Consider the following 23,434-nt stretch of genomic DNA (forward strand, 5'->3'; position numbering starts at 1 on the left):
GATTGCCGCCACCGTCGCGACTTGAACGCGTTCAAGTTTGGCCCTAGTCTCAGGTCCGCAGGGAATTGAACACGTTCAAGCCTGGGGTGGGTGCGTGATGTCCGTACTGGTCAACGTGATCGTGATGCTCGGCATGCTGGTGATCGTGCCCGCCGGACTGCACCTCATGGACGCCGTCGAACTCGCGCCCATTCGGCGGATCTGGCTGCTGTTCGCGGTCCCCGGAGCGGTCTCGCTCTGGCTGCCACGCTCGACGTCGGCCGCCGTCCTGGCGGGCCTGTACGCGCTCGGTACGCTTGCCCTCGCCGTTCAGGCCCCGCGCCGGCCGGCCCGCACCCGCTCGCCGACGCCCGCCGAGATCGCACAGCTCACCGCGCTCGTAACCCCTTGCGTCGCCGGGCTCGCGCTCGTCGCGGAACGCGCCGGGCACGAGCTCTTCGGTTTCGGCCTGACGGTCCTCGCACTGACTGTGCCGCACTTCCACTTCGTTGGATTCGCCGCCGCCCTCGTGGCCGGCCTGGTCTGCCGCACGACGGCCGGAGCCGCCGGTCGCTTCGCCGCGCTGAGCGTGCCGCTGGGCACCCTGCTTGTGCTGGCCGGCTATTTCTTCGACGACTGGGCCGAACTGCTCGGGGCACTCCTACTCACCGCCGGCATGTGGACCGTGGCACTGCTGACCTGGCGCGATGTCCGGGCCGGCGGACGCGACGGGTTCACCCGCACCCTGCTGGCAATCTCCGCCGCCGTGCTGGTGGCGACGATGCTGCTCGCCCTGAGCTGGGCGCTCGGCGAAGCAACCGGCCTGCCCCACCCGAATCTCACCTGGATGGCCGCCACCCACGGCCTCGGCAACGCCCTCGGCTTCGCGCTCTGCTCGGTGCTCGCCTGGCGACGACTCAAGGAGACGACCGCATGAAGCATGACCCCATGAAGGAGGACGGCACGCAGGACGACCGCACGCAGGACGACCGGCTGAGCAGCGACCGTATGAGCAGCAACCGCCCCGCCACGGGCCGCGGTCCGAGCTACCCGGAGGTGGGCGCCACCCGGCTCGGCCAGCTGCCCGACGGTTACCACCATCTCCACCACACCACCCGCATCGGCCGCGGCCGCGCCGTCTTCGACGCGGCCGGCGAGGCGGTCACCACCTGGCGGATGCACCGCACATCGGGGGCCCGCGTACGCACCTCGGCGCCGCGGGCCGAGCCCGCCGTCCGGCTCCAGGTCTCGATCGGCGTGGGCCCGCTGCGGTTCACCGCGCCGTGCGAGGTGATCTGGACGGCGTACGAGCACAACCGCACGGGCTTCGCGTACGGCACCCTGGCCGGGCATCCCGAGTGCGGGGAGGAGTCCTTCGTCGTCGACATCGGGGACGACGGCTCGGTGTGGTTCACCGTCATGGCGTTCAGCCGCCCCTCCCGCTGGTACGCCCGGCTCGCCGGCCCGCTCGTGCCCGTACTGCAGAAGTGGTACGCCAAGCGGCTGAGCCACACCGTGCGGCGGCTTGCCGCCGACCGATACTGGAGGTGATGGAGTGGTTCACGGACAGCGACTACTGGCTCAGCCGGCTGGTCTTCCAGCGGGCGCTGGCCGCCGTGTACCTGGTCGCCTTTCTCACCGCGGCCCGGCAGTTCCGGGCGCTGATCGGCGAGCGGGGCATGCTGCCGGTGCCCGCGTACGTGCGCCGGGTGCCGATGCGGTATGCGCCGAGCCTGTTCCAACTGCGCTACTCCGACCGGCTCTTCGCCGTCTGCGCCTGGTTTGGCGCCCTGCTCTCGGCGGCCCTGGTCGCGGGCGCCGCCGACCGGATCCCGCTCCCGGTCGCGATGCTGTGGTGGGCGGCGCTGTGGGTGCTCTATCTGTCGATCGTGAACGTCGGTCAGACCTGGTACGGCTTCGGCTGGGAGTCGCTGCTGCTGGAGGTGGGCTTTCTCGCCGTCTTCCTCGGCAATGAACGCACCGCCCCACCGGTGCTCGTGCTGTGGCTGCTGCGCTGGGTGCTGTTCCGGGTGGAGTTCGGCGCGGGGCTGATCAAAATCCGCGGCGACCAGTGCTGGCGCGATCTCACGTGCCTCTACTACCACCACGAGACGCAGCCGATGCCGGGTCCGCTGAGCTGGTTCTTCCACCATCTGCCCAGGCCCTTCCACCGGGTGGAGGTGGCGGCCAACCATGTGACCCAACTCTTCGTTCCCGTCCTGCTGTTCACCCCGCAGCCGACCGCGAGTGTGGCCGCCGGAATGATCGTCCTGACCCAGCTGTGGCTGGTGCTCTCGGGCAACTTCTCCTGGCTGAACTGGATCACGATCGTTCTCGCGCTGTCCGTCGTGGAGGGATCCCTGGTCGCCGATCCTCACGAGCTGCCCGGATCCCCGATCTGGTACGAGGTCGTGGTCATCGCCGTCAGCGCACTGCTGCTCGGCCTGAGTTACCGCCCGGCGCGCAATCTGCTCTCGCGGCGGCAGTCGATGAACCGCTCCTACGACCCCTTCCATCTGGTCAACGCCTATGGCGCGTTCGGCACGGTGGGGCGGGTGCGCTTCGAGGTGGTGGTCGAGGGCACGGACGAGAGGACGCTCCACCCGGGCACGGTCTGGCGGGAGTACGAGTTCAAGGGCAAGCCCGGCGATGTGCGCCGGCTGCCGCGCCAGTACGCCCCCTACCATCTGCGGCTCGACTGGATGATGTGGTTCGCCGCGCTCTCCCCCGGCTATGCGCATGCCTGGTTCGGACCCTTCGTGGAGCGGCTGCTGGACGGGGACCGGGACACCCTGAGGCTGCTGAGCGGCAATCCGTTCCCCGAGGCCCCGCCCGCGTATGTCCGCGCCAGGCTGTACCACTACCGGTACACGACCTGGCGCGAACTGCGGGCCACGGGAGCCTGGTGGCACCGGACCTACGTACGCGAATTCCTCAGGCCGACCAGGCTGCTGTAACACCCGGGCGGCCTTTCGTTCACCCGTCATCGGATGACCGGCAGCGGCCTTCACCGAGTGACTCTGTTAGTTGTAGTCTCGCGGCCACCGAGGCACGACGGCCTCACCGTGGAAAGGGACCGCACCCAATGGACGTTGAGCTCGTTTCGCGCGCCTTATCGACGCTCCCGGTGGACGATGAACATCCGTACCGCACGGGACCGTGGCAGCCGCAGACCGCCGAGTGGCGGGCCGGCGACCTTCAGGTGATCGGCGAGATACCCGCCGACCTCGACGGCGTCTACCTGCGCAACACCGAGAACCCGGTGCACCCGGCGCGGAAGCTCTACCACCCCTTCGACGGGGACGGCATGATCCATGTGGTCGGCTTCCGCGACGGAAAGGCCTTCTACCGCAACCGCTTTGTGCGCACCGAAGGCTTCGAGGCGGAGCAGAAGGCCAAGCAGTCCCTGTGGGCGGGAATCGCCGAACGTCCCTCGCTGGCACTGCGCGAGGACGGCTGGGGCGCCCGCACCCGGATGAAGGACGCGTCGAGCACGGACATCGTCGTGCACGCGGGACAGGCGCTCTCCAGCTTCTGGCAGTGCGGCGACGTCTACCGTCTGGACCCGCTCACCCTTGAGACGCTCGGCACGTCGCCCTGGGCACCCGACTGGGGAGTCTCCGCGCACACCAAGGTCGACGAGGCGACCGGCGAGCTGCTGTTCTTCTCGTACTCGACACAGGCGCCGTATCTCCGCTACGGAGTCGTGGGACCCGACAACCGCCTCAAGCACCTCACCGACGTGCCGCTGCCGGGCCCGCGCCTGCCGCACGACATGGCGTTCACGGAGAACTACGCGATCCTGGGCGACTTTCCGCTCTTCTGGGACCCGGAGCTGATCGCCCAGGGCAAGTACGCCTCGCGCTTCCACCCGGACCTGCCCAGCCGCTTCGGTGTCGTACCGCGACTCGGTTCCGACGTCCGCTGGTTCGAGGCCGACCCCACGTATGTACTGCACTTCACCAATGCCTACGAGGACGGCGACGAGATCGTCCTGGACGGCTTCCACCAGGGCTGCCCCGAGCCGGAGGATCCGCGCGGCGAAGGCATCTACCAGCGGATGTTCCGCTTTCTGGCGATCGAGCGGCTCCAGACACGGCTGCACCGCTGGCGGCTCAACCTCCGTACGGGGCAGGTGAAGGAGGAGCGCCTGAGCGAGCGGTTCACGGAGTTCGGCATGATCAACCCGCACCGTGGCGGCCTCTCCTACCGCTATGCGTACGCCTCGACCCAGCAGCCGGGCTGGTTCCTGATGAACGGCATCGTCAAGCACGACCTGACGACGGGGAGCGAGGAGCGATACGCCTACGGCGACGGGGTGTTCGGCAGTGAGACGGCGATGGCTCCGCGTACCGGCTCGGCCGGGGAGGACGACGGCTACCTTGTTACGCTGACCACCGACATGAACGCCGATCGTTCCGAGTGCCTGGTCTTCGACGCCGCGCGCCTGACTGACGGTCCGGTCGCCCGGGTGCGCCTTCCGGAACGGATCTCCAGCGGCACCCACTCCACCTGGGCGCCCGGCTCCGCGCTCCCCGGCTGGCTCGAAGGACCCGCGGACATCTGAGGACCCGCGGACATCTGGGAGGGGTGTCATGACCGAGGGGCCGAGAACTCCGCTGCCGGCCGGCGGACAGAACGCCGTCGCGGTCACCTTCGGTCTCCTGGGCGACGAGTGGACACTGCTGATCCTGCGCCAGGCCCATCTGGGAGTAAGCCGCTACCAGGACTGGCGCGAGCAGCTCCCGATCTCGGACGCGGTGCTCACCGCACGCCTGGCCAGACTCACGGAACACGGGCTGCTGACGCGCGATGCCTACCAGCAGCGGCCAGTGCGGTACGAGTACCGGCTCGCCCCGCGCGGGCTCGCCGTGTGGCCGGTTCTCGTCGCCATCTGGGGCTGGGAGTTCCGCTGGGTCGCGGGCAGGCGCGAGGAACTGCCGTGGATGCGGCACCGCTCCTGCGGCCGCGACAGTGAGCCGGTGCTGAGCTGCGCCAGCTGCGGCGAGCGGGCCGGACCGCGCGATGTGCGCTCCGTCATCGGGCCGAGCGGCGAGGCCGCCCGGTGCATCCCGGCGGCCGTGACACGGCGACGCAGTACCTCCGGAGACGCAGGCGAGGCCGGTCTCTTTCCGGAGACCATGGCGCTGATCGGCAACCGGTGGTCGGTCGCACTGCTGGGCGCGGCCTTCCTCGGTGATCGCCGGTTCGGACAGTTCCAGCAGCGGCTCGGCGCACCGCCGACGATGGTCGCCGACCGGTTGAGGACGTTTTGCGCACTCGGAGTCCTGCGGGCGACGGGCTCGGACTACCGGCTCACCGCCAAGGGCCGGGCGTTCTTCCCGGTGGTGATGACGCTGATCGACTGGGGGCAGCGCTGGTACGCGGCGCCGGAAGGACCCACTCTGGTGTCCGTACACCGGTCCTGCGGGCGGGAGTTCCTGCCGCGGCTGGTGTGCTCGGAGTGCGGGGAGCGGCTGGTGGAGCGCGATGTGCTCGTCGTCGACGGGGCGCGGGCGGGGGCTCCTTGACCGTCCGTGCCCCCTGCCTGTGGGGGCAGGGGGCACGGGGGCGAAACGGTCCGCTCAGTCGATGCTGGGCAGGATGTGCGGCTCGGCGAGGTCTTCCTCGTAGCCGGCCAGCCGGATCGGGGCCGATCGGGCCCACACTTCGAGGCTGCCGAGTTCTTCGGACCGAGTGGTCCGTTCGCCGCTGCGTTCTTGCGGGCGCTTTTCGTGCTTCTTGACTTCTGATGTCACCGCGCACTCCTCTGTGTCGCGTAACTGGGACAGGGCAGTTCGGGTCGCGGTGGCGCCGTTACTCGGGCGGGACCGCAGCCTGGTTGCAGACTTGTCCCAAGACGGCCAGGGGAGTTTCGTGGATCCCCTGGTGGCGTCCGTTCATCCCAGGGTAACCATATGAGCAGGCCCCTGCTCGATGGGGTCCGGTAAATCTCCTGTAAACCGACCCAATTCCGGCCAACGATCTATCTCTGTGCGGGGCTTCGCGGGCTCGTAGGCAGTGATTTCAAGGCAGGCGGGGGGCCGCGGCCGGGGTGAGGGGTGGTCACGGCGCGGAACACGGATGGAGTAATGGAGGCCGGAAGGCCTGTCCCGTGAACGGCGGCAGGCGTTCACGGTGAACGCGGGGCGCCTTTTCGGGCCGGGGCCGCTCGCGGGCGAACTCGCCCCGGGTGCAGGCGTGAACACCGTCCCACCCGGGGCGTTCTGCGCCGAATTGACCTGCTTAGTCCGGGAGGGCGCCGAGCGGCGCATCGCGCCCTCCCCTGTCGGATGCCCTCTACCAGTTCGCCGGAGCGTAGTCCTTGAGGAAGCAGCCGTAGAGGTCCTCGCCGTCCTCGCCGCGCACGATCGGGTCGTAGACACGGGCCGCGCCGTCGACCAGGTCGAGCGGGGCGTGGAAACCTTCGTCGGCCAGGCGCATCTTGTCCGGATGCGGGCGCTCGTCGGTGATCCAGCCGGTGTCCACGGCGGTCATCAGGATGCCGTCGGTCTCGAACATCTCCTGGGCGCTGGTGCGGGTGAGCATGTTCAGCGCGGCCTTGGCCATATTGGTGTGCGGGTGACCCGCGCCCTTGTAGCCACGGCTGAAGACGCCCTCCATCGCGGAGACGTTCACCACATAGGTGCGCTTGCCCCGCGACGCGGCCATCACCGGGCGGAGCCTGCTGATCAGGATGAAGGGCGCGGTGGAATTGCACAGCTGCACTTCGAGCAGCTCGACCGGGTCCACCTCGGAGACGGTCTGGATCCAGCTGTTGCTGTCGTGCAGATCGGGGACGAGACCACCCGCGTCGATGGCCGTGCCCGCGGCGATGCGCTCCAGTGAGGCCGAGCCGCTGACCAGTGCGAGGTCGGTGACGTCCTGGGCGCTCAGACCCTCGCCCGCGCCGGAGGGCAGTGCGGCCACGGAATCCACGGCGCCGCTGCCGAAGGTGCCGATGACCTGGGCGGGCGGCAGCTCACCGGCCGGGAGCGGCGCGGACTCGGCGGCGACCAGTTCGCTGTAGGCCTGCGGGGAGCGGCGTACGGTCTGGGCGGCGTTGTTGATCAGGATGTCCAGCGGACCCTCGGCGGCCACCGAGTCGGCGAGCGCGACAACCTGGGCCGGATCACGCAGGTCAATGCCGACGATCTTGAGGCGGTGGATCCACTCGTCGCTGTCCGGCATCGCCTTGAAGCGGCGGATCGCATCGTTGGGGAATCGGGTGGTGATGGTGGTGTGGGCACCGTCACGCAGCAGCCGCAGCGCGATGTACATGCCGATCTTGGCCCGGCCGCCGGTGAGGAGGGCGCGCTTGCCGGCCAGATCGGTACGGGCGTCCCTGCGGGCGCGGTTCTCGGCCGCGCACTTCTGGCACAGCTGGTGGTAGAAGGCGTCGACCTCGACATAGCGGGTCTTGCAGATGTAGCAGGACCGGGGGCGCTGGAGTATCCCCGCGATGTCGCCGCTGACCGAGGAGGACGGGAGAAGGCCCTCGGTCTCGTCGTCGATGCGCTCGGCGGAACCGGTCGCGGTGGCCTCGGTGACCGCCTTGTCGTGGGCGGTCTTGGCGGCCCGGCGCTCCTGGCGGCGGCGCTGCTTCACGGTGCGGTAGATGCCCGCGGTGGCGCGGCGCACCGTGATCGCGTCGGGGTGGTCGACGTCGAGCTTGTCGAGTTCGTCGAGCACGCTGAGGCAGACGGCCAGACGCTCCGGGTCGATGCCCGGGCCGAACGCCGGGCTGTCCTCTGTCACCGTCATTGCCTTTGCCGTTCCTCGGTCACTCGTACGCAGGGGTTTTCAAAAGCGCAACTTTACTGAGCAAAAGGGTGACGACAAAATTCTCGTGACCGGCGGCTTCGCGCCAGGCCTTCGCCCGCGGACCCGACGTCCGCGGGCGAAGGCCGTCGCTGTCCCCCAGTGCCTCAGGCGAACAGGCCGGTGAGCCACGCCCGCCAGGCTTCCTCGTTCTTCGCGGCGTCCGCGCCCCTCGCGAAGTCGTGCACGCTGACCCCGACGGGCACACCGAAGTGGTTGCGGCCGAAGACGCGGTACATCGCCTCGTCCGTCCGCAGCCCGACGAAGTACGGGTTGCGGTAGTCGAGAACCGCGTCGACCTCGCCTGCGCCGGGCACCTCGACCCGTACCGTCGCGCCCTCGGCGGCGTCGTCCGGCAGCCCGAGTCCGCGGCTGACGACCTCCAGGCCGTCCGGGGTGTTCGAGGCGGCGGGAGCGTCCAGCGTGGTGAACGAAACCGGCCGGCCGGCGAAGTGCTTCAGGCACTGCCGCAGGGTGTGCAGATAGAAGTCCGTGTGCTTGCTCGCGCCGTCGTACTGGTAGTCCCAGTCGTCGACGAAGATGCCGCTGTGCACGTAGCGCACCCAGGAGCCGCCGCCCGCACTCGGCTCGATGACATGGTCGAGCTGGTTGCAGGTCTGCTGGGGAATGCCCTCCACGTCGTCGGTCCGGCCGGTCAGCCGGTGCGGCGGATCCCATTCGGTGACCGTGCTGCCGTAGGGTCCGGCGCGCGCACGGTGGCGTCCGCCGTGCTGAGGAATCTGTCCTTGGACCTGGTGCTCAGGACGCGGCGAGCACCGCCGAGACGGTCTTGCCGCCCCCGCGTCCGCCCCGTACAGCGACGTGCTGCGACAGCTCGCGCACCATCACCATGCCCCGTCCGCCCTCGTCCAGGTCCAGCGGCGAGCACAGCCGCGGGTGAACCGGACTGGCATCCTGCACCTCGACGGTGACCAGCCCCGGGTCGACGTGCAGCCGCAGCCGGCAGTTGCTCCTGCCGTGCCGAGTGGCGTTGGTGACCAGCTCGGACACCACCAGGGTCGCGTCCTCCACCTGGTCGCCGGACAGCTTCTCGCCGCAGCCCCGGGTGAGGAAGGCCGTCGTCAGATGCCGGGCCCAGCGGGCGGAGGTCTCCGCCCGGGGCAGGAGGTACGTCGCGCATGCGGCGCGCCGACGGGAACGTCCGTGCGCACGCATGTCATCACTCCATTTCCGGTCGGAACCAGCCAGGAAAGCTGTGTGGGGCGTTCGTCCGCGCTGAAAGCGCAACGACAAGCCCCTCACCCCAGTGATTCCCACGGGGTGTGATCGGCAATCGGCCAGGTGCGGCGATGCGCCTTCAGAGCACCGGCTGCCCCTTGCCCAGCGCGATGACACCGTTCTTGGAAACGGTGTAAAGCTCCTGGTCACGCTCGGGATTGACACCGATCGTCGCGCCGGGCGGAACGTCGACGTTCTTGTCGAGAATCGAGCCCCGCACCACCGCTCCCCGACCGATGCGCACATTGTCGTGGAGGACCGAGCCCTGAACCACCGCTCCCTCCCCCACTGTCACACCCGGCGACAGGACGGAACGGGTCACCTGTCCGCGGACGATGCAGCCGGGACTGACGACGGAGTCGCTCGCGATGCCCGCGCCGACGAAGCGGGCCGGCGGCAGCTGCCCGGGGTGGGTGTAGATGGGCCAGCGGCGGTTGTCGAGGTCGAAGGCCGGGCGGTCCGAGATCAGATCCATATGCGCTTCGTAGTACGTGTCGAGCGTGCCCACATCGCGCCAGTAGCCGTGCTCCCGGGCACTCTCGCCGGGCACGTGGTTCTCATGGAAGTCGTAGAGCTGCGCCACGCCCGATCTCCGGCGTGTCCGGGGCGCCCGCGCACAGCACCAGCTGGGTTTCGGGGTCGAAGGAGCGGGCGGCACGCAACAGATGCGGCACGCCCTTCTGGCGGGTGATGCGCCCGACGAAGAGAGCGAAGGGCCGGTCCGGGTCGAGGCCGATGCGCTCCAGCGCGTCCGTGTCGTCGTCGGGGCGGTACATACGGGTGTCGATGCCGTTGTGGACCACGCGCACCCGGTCGGGGTCGACGGCCGGATAGCAGGCGAGGATGTCGGCGCGCATGCCGTGGGACACGGCGATCACCGCGTCGGCGGCCTCGATCGCGGTGCGCTCGGCCCAGCTGGACAGGGCGTAGCCGCCGCCCAGTTGCTCGGCCTTCCAGGGGCGCAGCGGCTCCAGTGAGTGGGCGGTCACCACATGCGGGACACCGTAGAGCAGCTTGGCGAGATGGCCGGCGAGGCCCGCGTACCAGGTGTGGGAGTGGACCAGTTCGCGGCCCTGCAGCTCGGCGGCCATTGCCAGATCGACGGAGAAGGTACGCAGGGCGTCGTTGGCGTTCTCGAGTCCCGCCAGGGCCTGGTGGCGCAGGACGCCTTCGGCCTCACCCCGGCCCCAGCAGTGCACTTCCAGATCGGCCAGGGCTTTCAACTCCCGGGCCAGGAACTCCACATGGACCCCGGCGCCGCCGTAGACGTCCGGGGGATACTCGCGCGTGAGCAGTCCCACCTTCACGGCGATTCGCCTCGCGAAGGCGGCCGGTTCAGCCCCAATGGCCTGTCTTTCAGGCGGGGTTCCGGGGGTTGTCCCCCGGGAGGACACAGCATCCATTGATGGTCACTCACTTGTGACGTGCGGGGAAGACCACGACCCGGATCACTCGGCTTCTCTCACGTCATCCGCTCACGGTCACTGCGCTGAGCGGTGTCGCGGCGGACGGTCGAAGACGCAGTCGCCGCAGAGCCCGCCCGAGGGGCAGCGGTAGTAGAGACAGCACGTCCGCCGCCGCATGGCGGGACCTTCGACCGTGCCGGAAAGATCGGGGTGGGCAAAGAGCCCGGCGGCGAGGGCCGAGGTGCGCTCGGCGACCTCGGTCCGGCCACCGCGCCGGGCCCAGGCACGCAGTTCGCGTACGGCTCCGGCGAGTGCGGAGCCCGCGTTGCCCCACAGCAGCTGTCTCGAGATGCGGGTGTCGGCGGTGAGCGCGTCGGCGAGCGGTACGAGGTGGCTGTACTGCACTGCCTCGCGAACCACCTCCGCGGTGGCGGGCACGGTCCGTACGGCGGTCAGACAGAGATCGTCCGGCGCGGTGAGCGAAGGGTCCCAGTGCAGCCGGGCCGGGTCGAGATCGGGGAGTTCGCTGTGCAGCGCGGCACAGCCGAGAGCCACCGACCACAGACGGGCGGCGAACCCGAGGTGTGCGACGGAGGCGGCGACGCGCCGCTCGGGGGTGCGCAGCCGTGCGGCGACCGTGTCGACCCGGGCCGTGAGGGGGGCCGTGTCGCCCGCGTACAGCCGAGCCAGCGGCATATGCCCATCGCCTGGCTCGCCGGTCCGCAGGGCGAAGAAACCGCCCACGGACCCCACCTCGTCGAGATCCACACCCACGCTTCCGTCCCTGGTGTCAGCTTCTTGTCAGACCCCCCGCGGCGCATGGCCGTCTGCGTCACGGTAGCGATAGCGTCGGCTGTCCCCCCGCGCGCTGACCTGCTCACCCGTCGCAAGGGGGACTTTTGACCTAGGCTCGTACTACGTCGGCAGTACGTCCAAGTGCCTGCTCAAGGACGACGACGCGAACGCTGAAGAGGGAGATCGTGGTCTCTATGAGTTCCCTCGCGCTGGCCGTGGTGCTGTCACTGGTCTCCGCGGTCGCATATGCGGCCGGGGCGATCACGCAGGAGCATGTCGCCGCCTCCACCTCGGCCCGGCCGTACGCCCCGCTGCACCACGCCGCGTGGTGGGTCGCCGTCGCGCTCAACGGCCTCGGCGCCGTACTGCACGTCGCGGCGCTGGCGTACGGGCCGCTGAGCCTGGTCCAGCCGCTCGGAGCGCTGACGATCGTCTTCGCCCTGCCGATGGCCGCGCTGTTCGTGGGGCGCAGGGCGGGCGCGGCCGCCTGGCGCGGCGCGATCATGGCCACGGCCGGCCTCGCCGGACTGCTGGCGCTGACCGGCACCTCCGCATCCCAGTCGCTGGACGGCGGGCAGCGCGGACTGCTCGCGGGGGCGACCTTCGGCGGGGTGGCGCTGCTCTTCCTTGCCGCCCAGACCGTGCACCGGCCGATCATCCGCAGTGTGCTGCTCGCCGCGGCGGCGGGTGTGGCCTTCGGTATCGCCTCGGTGTTCACCAAGACCGTCGCGGTGGACTGGTCGTGGTCGGCGCCGCTCGACCAGTGGCCGAGCCTGGTGGCGATCGCCGTCCTGGCCTGCGGCGGGCTGCTGCTGTCGCAGTCCTCGTACCACGGCGCGGGCCTCGCGGCCCCGCTGGCCACGGTCACGGTCGTCAATCCGGTGGTCGCGGCGGCCGTCGGCCTCACGATGTTCGGCGAGAGCTTCCGCTACGGCGTGCCGGGAACGGCGTTCGCGCTGGCCTTCGGGGTCGTGGCGGCGGGCGGCCTGATCCTGCTGACGACGGAGCGGATCAAGGCGACGCGTACGGAGGCGACAGGCCAGGCCGAGGCGGAGGCGCAGATCCCCGCGTCGGGGCCGGCGCCCTTGCGGCGGCCGGCGCGCCAGGCGGAGCCGCGGGTGCACCACGGGGACGGTACGCCCCGGCCCTCGGACCGGCAGGTGCTGTCGGACCCCTTAGACCCTGAGGCCACCCGACCTGAGGTAGGCGAGGGGATCGATGTCGGACCCGTATCCGGGCCCTGTACGCACTTCGAAATGGAGATGCGGCCCTGAGGCGTTGCCGGTCGAGCCGGAGCGCGCGATCCGCTGACCGCCGCTGACCTGCTGGCCCGAGCGCACGTTGAGCGCCGACAGATGCGCGTACTGGCTGTACCTGCCGTCCGCGTGCCGGATGACGACCTGATAGCCGTACGCACCGCCCCAGCCGGCCGAGACGACGCGGCCGGAGGCCACCGCCTTCACCGAGGTGCCGGTGGGGACAGGGAAGTCGACGCCTGTGTGGTGACCGCTGGCCCAGGAGGAGCCCGGCTTGCCGTAGGGCGTGCCGATGCCCGCCTCCACCGGGGCGCTGAATCCGCTCGTGTGGGCGGGCTGGGCGGCGTGCGCCTGCTTGGGTGCGTGCTGTTTCGGCTGAGCTTTGGGCTTGGGCGCCTGCTGTTTCGGATGGGCCCTGGGCTTTGGTGCCCGCTGCCCAGGCTCGGCCTGTTGCTTCGGCCTCTGCTGTTCCGGCTCGGCCCGCCGCTTCGGCGCCTGCTGCTTGGGCTGGGCCGTCGGCTTCTGCTTGCCGGGCGCCTCGATGTGGAGGACGAGCTTCTGGCCGGGGAAGATCAGGTCGGGGTCGCTGCCGATGACTGTGCGGTTCTGCGCGTACAGGCGGTGCCAGCCGCCGACGACGTCCTCGGAATCCGCGATCTTGGAGAGGGAGTCGCCGCGGGCCACGGTGTAGCCCTCGCGGTGTGTGGGCACGGTGGTCGGCGTGGCCTCGCGGGGTGCGGTCCTGCGCTCGCTGTGTGCCTGTAAGGCCCTGGCCGGTGCGATCGCGGGGGCGTCGCCGCCGCGGGTGAGACCGGCGCGGGACGAGCAGGCGGGCCAGGCCCGCGGCCCCTGGCCCTTGAGTACCTTCTCTGCGACGGCTATCTGCTGGTCCTTGCTGGCCAGATCAGCGCGCGGGGCGTACTGCCTGCCGCCGTACGCCTCCCAGGTGGACTGGGTGAACTGCAGCCCGCCGTAGTAGCCGTTGCCGGTGTTGGTCTTCCAGTTGTTGGTGGACTCGCAGGCCGCGACCTTCTCCCAGGGATCCACGGAGGCCGCGTGCGTCGTGCCCGCGCCGATGAGCGGAAGGGCCATGCCCGCACCGCCCGCGGTGACCGTGAGGGAAGCGCGGTTGATACGGCTCGGCTGGTATCGGCGGTGCCGACCGGTTGCGCCCATGGTGAGACTCCCCCACTGCCATGTAGGTCGTGCATGCAGTCATGTCGCAAGCGGTCAACTTAGGTGCTTGGCCCGGACCATGACAAGGGCTCAGGCCCGGCGCACTGTGGCCGGCCGGCTGCCGCCGCGCGCCAGGAAGTCGGCCAGCGGAAGCGTCGCCGCGCCGACGGTGACCGCGTCCGGGCCGAGCCGCCCCAGCTCGATGGCGGTCCGGTCGGCGGCGTACCGCAGGGCGTACTCGCCTGCGTACCGGCGCACTTCGGGAAGCAGATGCGGTCCGATGAGCAGTCCCGCCCAGCCGCCGATCAGGATCCGTTCGGGCCGGAAGAGATTGATCAGGTCGGCCACGGCAGCGCCGAGGTACTCGGCGGTGTCGTCGAGGAGGGAGAGCGCCACCGGGTCGGGCTCGGGTCCCTCCTCGCCGGGGAACGCCGCGGCCAGCAGGGCGGCGAGCGCGGTTTCGTCGTCGGCGTCGGCAGGGAGGGGTCCGCCGGCCTCCTGCCACCGTTCGCGCAGCGCTTCGGCCCCCGCGTACGCCTCCAGGCAGCCCAGCGAGCCGCAGCGGCAGCGCCGCCCCCGGATCCGTACGGTCGTGTGGCCCCATTCGAGGGCGCTGCTGCGGGCGGTCTCGTCGGGGGTGGCGGCATGGACGACACAGGCGCCGACGCCTGAGCCTATGAGGGCGACGGCCGCCTCGCGGGAGCCGCGCCCGCCGCCGAACCACATCTCGGCCTGGCCCAGAGTCCTGGCACCGTTGTCGATGAACACCGGGACTTCCGGGGGCAGTTCGACAGCGTCCCGGAGCAGTTTTTCGAGCGGCACGGCGCTCCAGCCGATGGTCTGGCCGTGCACGATCGCGCCGGTCGCTCCTTGAGCGGTGTCCTGCTCGATGATGCCGGGGACGCCGATCCCGACGCCGAGCAGCCTCTCGGCACTCGCGCCCGCGTCGTCCAGGACTGCGGCAATGGCGGTACGGACATGGGCGACGATGCGCTCGACGTCGTAGCCGTGCTGAGCCAACAGGCGTTCGGTGCGGGCGAGTTCGGTGAGCGAGAGGTCGAAGAGTTCGACGCGTACGCGGGTTTCGCCGATGTCGATGCCGATCAGCAGGCCGCTGGTGGGGCTGACGCGGAGCAGGGTGCGCGGGCGGCCGCCGTCGGAGTCGACCACCCCGGCCTCTTCGAGCACTCCTTCGGCGACGAGCTCCGCGACGACATTGCTGACGGAGCCCGAACTCAGAGCCGTGGCCGGTCCGAGCTCCTGGCGGCTCAGGGGGCCGTCGAAATACAACCGTTGCAGAACCCGCGCGCGGTTGCCCCGCCGCAGGTCACGCACTGTCCGTCTGTTGCTCTCCGCCATGGTGCTCCTTCCCTGGAGGGAACATACCCCGGTCAAAGACCTTGACGCACCCTTCTCTCACCTCTTAAATCACGGCATAAATTAAGTCATGGAGGCCGTTCGGGAACCGAACGCAGCCACCCCGGGAAAGGGGCCACCTCTCATGCGCGCGTTCAGAGCCGCGGCAACCCTCGCCGTCGTCACCGCACTCGCAGCCGCCACCGGCTGCGGCGGTGGCACCTCGACCGACTCGGCCGGCAGCAACGATTCGCCCAAGACGCTCACCTACTGGGCCTCCAATCAGGGCCCCAGCATCGAGGCCGACAAAAAGATCCTCACACCCGAGCTGGAGAAGTTCGAGAAGCAGACCGGCATCAAGGTCAAGCTCGAAGTGATCCCCTGGTCCGACCTGCTCAACCGGATCCTCGCCGCCACCACCTCCGGCCAGGGCCCCGACGTGCTCAACATCGGCAACACCTGGTCGGCTTCCCTCCAGGCGACGGGCGCGCTGCTGCCCTGGGACCGGAAGAACTTCGACGCGATCGGCGGACGGGACCGCTTCGTCGATTCGGCGGTCGCATCGGCCGGGGCCGAGGGCAAGGACCCGGCGGCCGTGCCCCTGTACTCCCTCGCGTACGCGCTCTACTACAACAAGAAGGTGTTCGCCGAGGCCGGGATCTCGCAGCCGCCGGCCACCTGGGACCAGATGGTCGCGGACGGCAGGAAGATCTCGAAGAACGGCACATGGGCGCTGGGCGCCGAAGGCGGAAACCTCGCCAACAACATCCATCAGGTCTTCGTCCTCGGAAAGCAGCACGGCGCGGACTTCTTCGACTCCTCGGCCAAGCCCACCTTCACCTCGGACGGCGCGGTCGCAGCCGTGAAGCAGTACGTCGACTTCATGGCCAAGGACAAGATCGTCGCCCCGGGCAACGCCGAGTACGCGCAGAACCAGTCGCTCCAGGACTTCGCCCGCGGCAAGACAGCCATGGTGCTGTGGCAGGCGGCCGCATCGACCTTCGCCGCGCAGGGCATGAAGCCCGCCGACTGGGGAGTCGCCCCCGTCCCCGTCGCCGCGGGTGCTCCCGGCACCGGCCGGAACACCAACTCCATGGTCGCCGGCATCAATATGGCCGTCTTCAAGAACACCAAGAACATCGACGGCGCGAAGAAGTTCGTGAAGTTCATGACGAGCGACGCCGAGCAGAAGCTGCTCAACACGACGTACGGATCGATCCCGCCCGTCAAGGCCGCGCAGCAGGACCCGGCGTTCTCGGCCCCCGACCTGAAGGTGCTGCGCGACACCCTGGCGACCAGCGCCGCGCCGCTGCCGCAGGTGCCCTCCGAGTCGCAGTTCGAGACGACCGTCGGCACGGCCGTCAAGGACCTGTGGGCCGATGCCGCGGCCGGACGGCCGGTGACGACCAAGTCCGTCAAAGCGCGCCTGGCCAAGGCCGAGCAGCTGATGCAGCAGTGAGGCCCCACTGATGACCGTCACCGTGACCGAACGGCGCACGGACAGTGCGGCCGGCGGTGAGAGCGTGGGCAAGGGGGAAGCGCGCGGCAGACTGCCGCGCATCCCCGACCGGATCCGCCGAGGCGGCCTGCCCTATCTCCTGCTGCTGCCCGCCGTCGTGCTCGAACTGCTCGTCCATCTCATCCCGATGGTCATGGGCATCGTGATGAGCTTTCGTCAGCTCACCCAGTTCTACATACGCAACTGGGGCGAGGCTCCGTGGGCCGCCTTCGACAACTATCAGGTCGCCGTCGACTTCGACGCCCCGATCGGCGTGGCCCTGCTCCACTCCTTCTACGTCACCTGCGTGTTCACCGTCATCGCGGTCGGCCTGTCCTGGCTGTTCGGCGTGGCCGCGGCGATCATGATGCAGGAGAACTTCCGCGGCCGGGGCCTGCTGCGGGCCGTCTTCCTCACTCCGTACGCACTGCCGGTGTACGCGGCCGTCATCACCTGGGCCTTCATGTTCCAGCGCGACAACGGCCTGATCAATCACGTACTGCACGACCAGCTCGGACTCACCGACGAGCCGTCCTTCTGGCTGATCGGCGACAACAGTTTCATCGCGCTGGTGGTGGTGGCAGTCTGGAAGTCCTGGCCGTTCGCCTTCCTCATCCTCATGGCGGGGCTGCAGAACATCCCGCGCGAGCTGTACGAGGCGGCGGCGATCGACGGCGCGGGCATCTGGCAGCAGATCCGCAGGATCACCCTGCCCTCGCTCCGCCCCGTCAACCAGGTGCTGGTCCTCGTGCTGTTCCTGTGGACCTTCAACGACTTCAACACGCCGTATGTGCTGTTCGGGAGGACGGCACCGGAGGCCGCCGACCTGATCTCGATCCACATCTACCAGTCGTCGTTCGTCACCTGGAACTTCGGTTCCGGCTCGGCGATGTCCGTCCTGCTGCTGCTCTTCCTGCTGGTGGTCACGGCCGTCTATCTGCTGGTGACCTCTCGAAGCTCACGGGGAAGGAGGAGCGCCGATGCCTAGAACGGCCGTCTCTCCCAGTGCACCGCCACGGTCCTTCGTCTGGACGCGTCGTATCGTCCTGAGCTTCCTCACGGCCTTCGCGCTGCTACCGGTCTATGTGATGCTCAGCAGCTCACTCAAACCGCTGCAGGAGGTGTCGGGCACGTTCCGGTGGATCCCCTCCGGGCTCACCATCCGTCCGTACATCGACATCTGGCACACCGTGCCGCTCGCCCGCTACTTCCTCAACTCACTGATCGTGGCGGGGGCGGCGACCATGCTGTCCGTGGTGATCGCGGTGTTCGCCGCCTATGCGGTGAGCCGCTACCGCTTCCGGGGGAAGCGGGTGTTCACCGTCACGGTGCTCTCCACGCAGATGTTCCCCGGCATCCTCTTCCTCCTCCCGCTGTTCCTGATATTCGTCAATGTCGGCAACAGCACCGGCATCGCCCTCTACGGCTCGCGCGGCGGGCTGATCCTCACCTATCTGACGTTCTCGCTGCCCTTCTCCATCTGGATGCTGATCGGCTACTTCGACTCGATCCCCCACGACCTCGACGAAGCCGCGATGGTCGACGGCTGCGGCGCGCTCGGCGCGCTCTTCCGGGTCGTCGTCCCGGCCGCGGTACCCGGCATCGTCGCCGTGGCCGTCTACGCCTTCATGACGGCCTGGGGCGAAGTCCTGTTCGCCTCCGTCATGACGAACGACACCACCCGCACGCTCTCCGTCGGGCTCCAGGGCTACGCCACCCAGAACGACATCTACTGGAACCAGGTCATGGCCGCGTCGCTCGTCGTCAGCGTCCCCGTCGTCGCCGGGTTCCTGCTGCTCCAGCGCTATCTCGTCGCCGGCCTCACCGCGGGCGCCGTCAAGTGAACCGTCCCCAGCAGAAAGGCAGTCCGTGAACGACCTCAACGCCCTTCCGGCCGACTTCACTTGGGGCGCCGCCACCGCGGCGTACCAGATCGAGGGTGCCGTGGCCAAGGACGGCCGCTCCCCGTCCATCTGGGACACCTTCTCCCACACCCCGGGAGCGGTGGCGGGCGGCGACACCGGTGATGTGGCCTGCGACCACTACCACCGCTGGCCCGAGGACATCGCGCTGATGAAACAACTCGGCCTCGGTGCCTACCGGTTCTCGATCGCCTGGCCGCGCGTGGTGCCGGGCGGCGACGGACCTGTGAACAAGGCCGGCCTGGACTTCTACGACCGGCTGGTGGACGGGCTGCTGGACGCGGGCATCACGCCGTTTGCGACGCTCTACCACTGGGACCTGCCGCAGGCGCTCCAGGACCGCGGCGGCTGGCCGTCCCGTGAAACCGCCGAGCACTTCGCGGCGTACGCCTCCGCCGTCACCGAGCGGCTCGGCGACCGGGTCAGGGACTGGGCCACCCTCAACGAGCCGCTCTGCTCGGCCTGGATCGGCCATCTGGAGGGCCGGATGGCACCGGGCCTCACGGACCTCGGCGCCGCCGTGCACGCCTCGTACCATCTGCACCTGGGCCACGGCCTGGCCGTCCAGGCGATCCGCGCGGCCTCGCCGGGCGCCCGCGTCGGCATCGTCAACAACCTCAGCCCGATCGAACCGGCCACCGACCGCCCGGAAGACCATGCAGCCGCGGTCAGGGCGGACGGCCACACCAACCGCTGGTGGCTGGACCCGATCCACGGCCGCGGCTATCCGCAGGACATGCTCGACGTGTACGGCGTCGAACTGCCCCAGCGGGCGGGCGACTTGGAAACCATCGCCGCACCGCTGGACTGGCTGGGCCTGAACTACTACTTCCGCCAGATCGTCACCGCCGACCCCACCGGCCCGGTGCCCCACGCCCGGCAGATCTTCGTGCCGGGCGCCCGCCACACGGCCATGGACTGGGAGGTCCACGCGGACGGCCTGGAACAACTGCTGTTGCGCCTGACCGAGGAGTACGGCGCACAGCGCATCCACGTCACCGAGAACGGCTCCGCCTACCCCGACGTGGTCCGGGCGGACGGCACGATCGACGACCCGGAACGGGTGCGGTATCTGGAGGAGCACCTGGCGGCCTGCGCCAGGGCGGCCCGCCAAGGGGCCCCGGTGGCCGGGTACTTCGCCTGGTCGCTGATGGACAACTTCGAGTGGGCGTACGGCTACGACAAGCGCTTCGGCCTGGTGCACGTGGACTACACGACCCAACGCCGCACGATCAAGGGGAGCGGCCACCGGTACGCGGCCATCATCAGGACGGCGGCGAGGAGGGGGCGCAGGGCGGCGTGAGCCGGGTCCACGCCACCCCGGTTCCCCCGGCCCGACCGGCGACGGATCATGCCGCTCGAGAACTCCCCCGTCGTCGACGTCCGTTACCTCGACGCCCTCGTGCTGGCCGGCGGCGGCTACCGACGCCCGGCTCAGGTGTTGCCGACCTCGTCGATCCGCCGCCGCAGGCGCCGCATCCCCCGAAGCCACCTGTCCGTGTCCGCCGCCCGGAACGCATAATGGTCCCGTACTTCCTGGTGGGGAAGGATCAGGAACCGCCCGTCCGCGAGACCTTCCATGACCTCGTCGGCCACCTGCTCGGGTTCGAGGACGTTGCCGCCGAGCACCGCCTTCGCAGCCGCGTCGGTCTTCTCGTACATCTCGGTGCGAACACCCAGCGGGCATACCACCTGGACCGTCAGACCCTTGTCGCCGTACGTGGCCGAGAGCCACTCCGCGAAGGCCAGCGCGCCGTGCTTGGACACCGAGTACGGCGCCGAGTCGAGGTGGGTCAGGAGGCCCGCGGCGGAGACCGTGGCCAGGAAGTGGCCGCGTCCCCGTTCCAGCCACGGCCCGACGAGGTGGCGGGCGACCCGCACGTGGCCCATGACGTTGACCTGCCAGACCTGGTCCCACACGTCCTCGGGGGCGTTCTCCCCGCCGCCGGGCTCGATGCCCGCGTTCGCGCAGAACAGGTCGATCTCGCCGAGGTGGGCGCGCGCCGCCGCAACCATGGCGGCCACGCTCTCCTCGGCCCCGGCGTCGCCCGCTACGGCCAGCCCGCCGACCTCCGCAGCGACGCGTTCGGCCGCCCCGCCGTCCAGGTCGTTGATCACGAGCCGGGCGCCCTCGGCGGCGAAGCGGCGGGCGAGCGCCGCTCCGATGCCCGACCCGGCGCCCGTGACGACGACACCCGCGTCCTTGAGATCCATGGCAGCCATCTGCCTCACGCGTCCGCGATCTGGAGCACGAGCTTGCCGAAATTCTCACCGCGGAACAGCCGCAGCAGCGTCTCGGGGAACGCCTCGACCCCGCCGGAGACGACGTCCTCCTTCGACAGCAGCCGTCCGTCTGCCAGCCACTCGGCGAGCTGCGCGACGCCCTCGCCGTAGCGGTCGGCGTAGTCGAAGACCACCATGCCCGTCATGGAGGCACGGTTGACCAGCAGCGACATGTAGTTGCTCGGCCCCTTGACCGGCTCGGTGTTGTTGTACTGGGAGATCGCGCCGCAGATGACGATCCGGGCGCCGCGCGCCAGCCTGGTCAGCACCGCGTCCAGGATGTCGCCGCCGACGTTGTCGAAGTAGATGTCCACACCGTCCGGGGCGTGTTCACGCAGCGCCTTGCGCACATCCTCCGTCTGGTAGTCGATCGCGGCGTCGAACCCGAACTCCTCCACCAGCGAACGGCACTTGCGCTCTCCGCCGGCGATGCCGACGACCCGGCAGCCGAGGATCTTGGCGACCTGGCCGACCACGTTGCCGACCGCGCCCGCCGCTCCGGAGACGACGACGGTCTGGCCCGGCTCGGGGCGGCCGATGTCGAGCAGGCCGAAGTAGGCCGTCATGCCCGACATGCCGAGGGTGCCGAGGTACACGGGCAGCGGCGCCATGGCCGGGTCGACCTTCGTCACACCGCGCCCGTCCGAGACGCAGTACTCCTGGACACCGAACGAGCCCGAGACGTGGTCACCCACCGAGAATCCGGGGTGCCGGGAGGCAATGACCCGGCCCACAGCGCCGGCGCGCATCACTTCGCCGATTTCGACGGGGCGTATGTATGACTTGCCCGCGTTCATCCAGCCGCGCATCGCCGGGTCGATCGACAGGTAGAGGACCTGCACCAGCAGCTCACCGTCGCCCGGCTCGCCGACCGGCTCCTCGACATGCTCCCAGTCGCTGGGCCGGGGCTGCCCCACGGGACGTGCGGCCAGGCGCAGTTGGTGGTTGGTGCGGCTCATCGTCTGCTCCTCGGCCGTGGTGGGCACATCCGAACGTACCAACTGGTCGGTACGACACATGCGAGGCTAGATGCCACCGCAACAGGAGGCAAGCGGCCCACCAGACGCCCATGAGTGGTGCCCGTCACATCGCCGGCCCCGCGACGGGACTCGTCGGCGCCGGGAATACGGAAGCATGGGCAGGGCCAGGGATCAATGAATGGCCGGCTCCGCCCGTACGTATGCGTGGGAGCCGGATTATCCGACGGACATCCAGGAGCGCACGCATGAGTGGAACAGCCCAGATCGGCGTCACGGGGCTCGCGGTGATGGGCCGCAATCTCGCCCGTAACTTCGCGCGCAACGGCCTCACCGTCGCCGTGCACAACCGCACGGCGGCCAGGACGCGCGCGCTGGTGGAGGAGTTCGGCAGCGAGGGCACCTTTGTGCCCGCCGAGTCGCCCGAGGAGTTCGTCGCGGCCCTGGAGCGCCCGCGCCGCCTGATCATCATGGTCAAGGCGGGCGACCCGACGGACGCCGTGATCCAGGAGTTCGCGCCGCTGCTCGAAGAGGGCGACGTCATCATCGACGGAGGCAACGCCCACTTCGCCGACACCGTCCGCCGGGAGAAGGAGTTGCGCGAGCGCGGCATCCACTTCGTGGGCACGGGCATCTCGGGCGGCGAGGAGGGCGCGCTGCACGGACCGAGCATCATGCCGGGCGGCTCCACCGAGTCGTACGCGTCGCTCGGACCGCTGCTCGAGAAGATCGCCGCCAAGGCTCCCGACGGCACCCCGACCGTCGCGCACATCGGCCCCAACGGCGCCGGGCACTTCGTGAAAATGGTCCACAACGGCATCGAGTACGCCGATATGCAGCTGATCGCCGAGGCGTACCACCTGCTGCGCGCCGTCGCGGGCTACTCCCCCGCGCAGATCGCCGAGACCTTCCGCACCTGGAACACCGGGCGCCTCGACTCGTATCTGATCGAGATCACGGCCGAGGTGCTGGCCCATACGGACGCCGCGACCGGGAAGCCCTTTGTCGACATCGTCACCGACCAGGCGGAGCAGAAGGGCACCGGGCGCTGGACCGTACAGATCGCACTCGACCTGGGTGTGCCGGTCTCCGGCATCGCGGAGGCCGTGTTCGCCCGCTCCCTGTCGGGCCATGCCGAACTGCGCGACGCCTCACGCACCCTGCCCGGGCCGACGGCGCAGCCGATGAGCGCCGCCGATGCCGGACGCTTCGCCGACCGTGTCGAGCAGGCCCTGTACGCGTCCAAGATCGTGTCCTACACGCAGGGCTTCCATCAGATCCAGGCGGGCAGCGAGACGTACGACTGGAACATCGACCTCGGCTCGGTGGCCGCGATCTGGCGGGCCGGCTGCATCATCAGGGCCGCGTTCCTGGACCGCATCCGCGGCGCGTACGACGCTCAGCGCGAGCTGCCGAGTCTGCTCTCCGACAAGCAGTTCGCGGAGGAGATCGGCGCGGCGCAGGACGACTGGCGCGAGGTGGTCGCGACAGCTGCCCGGCAGGGCGTGCCGACGCCTGGCTTCTCGGCTGCCCTCGCGTACTACGACGCACTGCGCGCGGAGCGGCTGCCCGCGGCGCTCACCCAGGGGCAGCGCGACTTCTTCGGTGCGCACACCTACCGGCGGACCGACCGGGAGGGCTCGTTCCACACCCTGTGGGGCGGTGACCGCACCGAGGTGAGCGGCTGAGTCCGCGCTCCGGCCTCGGTGAGGCTGTCCGGTCGATC

The 23,434-nt window shown here is 69.7% G+C and carries 20 protein-coding genes and 2 pseudogenes; 11 read left to right on the top strand and 11 right to left on the bottom strand.

Features of this window, described 5'->3' with window-relative positions:
* Positions 1-97 precede the first annotated feature (97 nt).
* The 5 genes from FBY35_RS04680 (at position 98) to FBY35_RS04700 (ending at position 5,510) form a co-directional block, all read left to right on the top strand.
* A complete protein-coding gene (locus FBY35_RS04680; RefSeq protein WP_142212568.1) occupies positions 98-916 on the top strand; it encodes a YndJ family protein in 819 nt (272 codons plus the stop codon).
* Positions 917-987: 71 nt separating this feature from the next.
* Positions 988-1,530, top strand: coding sequence for a DUF1990 family protein (locus tag FBY35_RS04685; RefSeq protein WP_142214901.1), 543 nt, complete (start codon positions 988-990; stop codon positions 1,528-1,530).
* Positions 1,530-2,936, top strand: coding sequence for a lipase maturation factor family protein (locus tag FBY35_RS04690; protein ID WP_142212569.1), 1,407 nt, complete (start codon positions 1,530-1,532; stop codon positions 2,934-2,936). Before FBY35_RS04685 ends, FBY35_RS04690 begins: the two co-directional genes overlap by 1 nt.
* Positions 2,937-3,106: 170 nt before the next feature.
* Complete coding sequence (locus tag FBY35_RS04695) at positions 3,107-4,546, top strand: carotenoid oxygenase family protein (RefSeq protein WP_222123103.1); 1,440 nt, start codon at positions 3,107-3,109, stop codon at positions 4,544-4,546.
* A gap of 28 nt (positions 4,547-4,574) precedes the next feature.
* Positions 4,575-5,510, top strand: a complete 936-nt coding sequence (locus tag FBY35_RS04700) for a helix-turn-helix domain-containing protein (RefSeq protein ID WP_142212571.1) — start codon at positions 4,575-4,577, stop codon at positions 5,508-5,510.
* Positions 5,511-5,564: 54 nt separating this feature from the next.
* Here FBY35_RS04700 and FBY35_RS36350 read toward each other — a convergent pair whose 3' ends face one another.
* From FBY35_RS36350 to FBY35_RS04730, 7 genes and pseudogenes are all read right to left on the bottom strand, one after another.
* Entirely contained in the window at positions 5,565-5,738 is a 174-nt protein-coding gene (locus FBY35_RS36350) for a hypothetical protein (protein ID WP_186356859.1), read from the bottom strand.
* Between the two features lie 541 nt (positions 5,739-6,279).
* A complete protein-coding gene (locus tag FBY35_RS04705; RefSeq protein ID WP_142212572.1) occupies positions 6,280-7,743 on the bottom strand; it encodes an SDR family NAD(P)-dependent oxidoreductase in 1,464 nt (487 codons plus the stop codon).
* Positions 7,744-7,907: 164 nt separating this feature from the next.
* Positions 7,908-8,438, bottom strand: a complete 531-nt coding sequence (locus FBY35_RS04710; protein WP_142212573.1) for an SRPBCC domain-containing protein — start codon at positions 8,436-8,438, stop codon at positions 7,908-7,910.
* 121 nt (positions 8,439-8,559) lie between these two features.
* On the bottom strand, positions 8,560-8,976 hold the full coding sequence (locus FBY35_RS04715; RefSeq protein WP_142212574.1) for an ATP-binding protein: 417 nt from the start codon (positions 8,974-8,976) through the stop codon (positions 8,560-8,562).
* Between the two features lie 142 nt (positions 8,977-9,118).
* A pseudogene (locus FBY35_RS04720) lies at positions 9,119-9,625 on the bottom strand (glucose-1-phosphate adenylyltransferase); the annotation flags it as partial.
* A pseudogene (glgA, locus tag FBY35_RS04725) lies at positions 9,621-10,340 on the bottom strand (glycogen synthase); the annotation flags it as partial. The pseudogenes FBY35_RS04720 and glgA, both read right to left, overlap by 5 nt.
* A gap of 180 nt (positions 10,341-10,520) precedes the next feature.
* Positions 10,521-11,213 carry a (2Fe-2S)-binding protein gene (locus FBY35_RS04730; protein ID WP_142214902.1) on the bottom strand — a complete coding sequence of 231 codons (693 nt, stop codon included), beginning with the start codon at positions 11,211-11,213 and terminating at the stop codon, positions 10,521-10,523.
* A gap of 221 nt (positions 11,214-11,434) precedes the next feature.
* Between FBY35_RS04730 and FBY35_RS04735 the strand changes: the two genes are divergently transcribed.
* Entirely contained in the window at positions 11,435-12,514 is a 1,080-nt protein-coding gene (locus FBY35_RS04735; RefSeq protein ID WP_142212575.1) for a DMT family transporter, read from the top strand.
* On the opposite strand, the gene FBY35_RS04740 is transcribed toward FBY35_RS04735, so the two are convergent.
* Both FBY35_RS04740 and FBY35_RS04745 read right to left on the bottom strand, forming a co-directional pair.
* Complete coding sequence (locus FBY35_RS04740; RefSeq protein WP_142212576.1) at positions 12,416-13,672, bottom strand: transglycosylase family protein; 1,257 nt, start codon at positions 13,670-13,672, stop codon at positions 12,416-12,418. The genes FBY35_RS04735 and FBY35_RS04740 overlap by 99 nt on opposite strands.
* A 90-nt stretch (positions 13,673-13,762) precedes the next feature.
* On the bottom strand, positions 13,763-15,031 hold the full coding sequence (locus FBY35_RS04745) for an ROK family transcriptional regulator (RefSeq protein WP_142212577.1): 1,269 nt from the start codon (positions 15,029-15,031) through the stop codon (positions 13,763-13,765).
* Between the two features lie 142 nt (positions 15,032-15,173).
* Here FBY35_RS04745 and FBY35_RS04750 point away from each other — a divergent pair, with 142 nt between their 5' ends.
* From FBY35_RS04750 to FBY35_RS04765, 4 genes are read left to right on the top strand one after another with little or no spacing between them, the layout of a single operon-like run.
* A complete protein-coding gene (locus FBY35_RS04750) occupies positions 15,174-16,487 on the top strand; it encodes an ABC transporter substrate-binding protein (protein WP_142212578.1) in 1,314 nt (437 codons plus the stop codon).
* Between the two features lie 10 nt (positions 16,488-16,497).
* Positions 16,498-17,514: a carbohydrate ABC transporter permease gene (locus tag FBY35_RS04755; RefSeq protein ID WP_142212579.1), complete on the top strand. Its 1,017-nt coding sequence runs from the start codon at positions 16,498-16,500 to the stop codon at positions 17,512-17,514.
* Positions 17,507-18,370 carry a carbohydrate ABC transporter permease gene (locus tag FBY35_RS04760; RefSeq protein WP_142212580.1) on the top strand — a complete coding sequence of 288 codons (864 nt, stop codon included), beginning with the start codon at positions 17,507-17,509 and terminating at the stop codon, positions 18,368-18,370. Before FBY35_RS04755 ends, FBY35_RS04760 begins: the two co-directional genes overlap by 8 nt.
* A 25-nt stretch (positions 18,371-18,395) precedes the next feature.
* Positions 18,396-19,751, top strand: coding sequence for a GH1 family beta-glucosidase (locus FBY35_RS04765; RefSeq protein WP_142212581.1), 1,356 nt, complete (start codon positions 18,396-18,398; stop codon positions 19,749-19,751).
* 131 nt (positions 19,752-19,882) lie between these two features.
* Here FBY35_RS04765 and FBY35_RS04770 read toward each other — a convergent pair whose 3' ends face one another.
* Both FBY35_RS04770 and FBY35_RS04775 read right to left on the bottom strand, forming a co-directional pair.
* A complete protein-coding gene (locus tag FBY35_RS04770; protein WP_142212582.1) occupies positions 19,883-20,671 on the bottom strand; it encodes an SDR family oxidoreductase in 789 nt (262 codons plus the stop codon).
* Between the two features lie 5 nt (positions 20,672-20,676).
* Positions 20,677-21,690, bottom strand: a complete 1,014-nt coding sequence (locus FBY35_RS04775) for an NADP-dependent oxidoreductase (protein ID WP_186356860.1) — start codon at positions 21,688-21,690, stop codon at positions 20,677-20,679.
* A gap of 266 nt (positions 21,691-21,956) precedes the next feature.
* Between FBY35_RS04775 and gndA the strand changes: the two genes are divergently transcribed.
* A complete protein-coding gene (gene gndA / locus FBY35_RS04780) occupies positions 21,957-23,396 on the top strand; it encodes an NADP-dependent phosphogluconate dehydrogenase (protein WP_142212583.1) in 1,440 nt (479 codons plus the stop codon).
* Positions 23,397-23,434 lie beyond the last annotated feature (38 nt).

This window comes from Streptomyces sp. SLBN-118 (genome assembly GCF_006715635.1).
Taxonomy (GTDB): domain Bacteria; phylum Actinomycetota; class Actinomycetes; order Streptomycetales; family Streptomycetaceae; genus Streptomyces.

What these genes read in the sequence shown, in the direction of transcription:
- FBY35_RS04680 (WP_142212568.1), top strand. Translation starts at nt 98, where the DNA reads ATGTCCGTACTGGTCAACGTGATCGTGATGCTCGGCATGCTGGTGATC.
- FBY35_RS04685 (WP_142214901.1), top strand. Translation starts at nt 988, where the DNA reads ATGAGCAGCAACCGCCCCGCCACGGGCCGCGGTCCGAGCTACCCGGAG.
- FBY35_RS04690 (WP_142212569.1), top strand. Translation starts at nt 1,530, where the DNA reads ATGGAGTGGTTCACGGACAGCGACTACTGGCTCAGCCGGCTGGTCTTC.
- FBY35_RS04700 (WP_142212571.1), top strand. Translation starts at nt 4,575, where the DNA reads ATGACCGAGGGGCCGAGAACTCCGCTGCCGGCCGGCGGACAGAACGCC.
- FBY35_RS04705 (WP_142212572.1), bottom strand. Translation starts at nt 7,743, where the DNA reads ATGACGGTGACAGAGGACAGCCCGGCGTTCGGCCCGGGCATCGACCCG.
- FBY35_RS04715 (WP_142212574.1), bottom strand. Translation starts at nt 8,976, where the DNA reads ATGCGTGCGCACGGACGTTCCCGTCGGCGCGCCGCATGCGCGACGTAC.
- FBY35_RS04735 (WP_142212575.1), top strand. Translation starts at nt 11,435, where the DNA reads ATGAGTTCCCTCGCGCTGGCCGTGGTGCTGTCACTGGTCTCCGCGGTC.
- FBY35_RS04740 (WP_142212576.1), bottom strand. Translation starts at nt 13,672, where the DNA reads ATGGGCGCAACCGGTCGGCACCGCCGATACCAGCCGAGCCGTATCAAC.
- FBY35_RS04745 (WP_142212577.1), bottom strand. Translation starts at nt 15,031, where the DNA reads ATGGCGGAGAGCAACAGACGGACAGTGCGTGACCTGCGGCGGGGCAAC.
- FBY35_RS04750 (WP_142212578.1), top strand. Translation starts at nt 15,174, where the DNA reads ATGCGCGCGTTCAGAGCCGCGGCAACCCTCGCCGTCGTCACCGCACTC.
- FBY35_RS04755 (WP_142212579.1), top strand. Translation starts at nt 16,498, where the DNA reads ATGACCGTCACCGTGACCGAACGGCGCACGGACAGTGCGGCCGGCGGT.
- FBY35_RS04760 (WP_142212580.1), top strand. Translation starts at nt 17,507, where the DNA reads ATGCCTAGAACGGCCGTCTCTCCCAGTGCACCGCCACGGTCCTTCGTC.
- FBY35_RS04770 (WP_142212582.1), bottom strand. Translation starts at nt 20,671, where the DNA reads ATGGCTGCCATGGATCTCAAGGACGCGGGTGTCGTCGTCACGGGCGCC.
- FBY35_RS04775 (WP_186356860.1), bottom strand. Translation starts at nt 21,690, where the DNA reads ATGAGCCGCACCAACCACCAACTGCGCCTGGCCGCACGTCCCGTGGGG.
- gndA (WP_142212583.1), top strand. Translation starts at nt 21,957, where the DNA reads ATGAGTGGAACAGCCCAGATCGGCGTCACGGGGCTCGCGGTGATGGGC.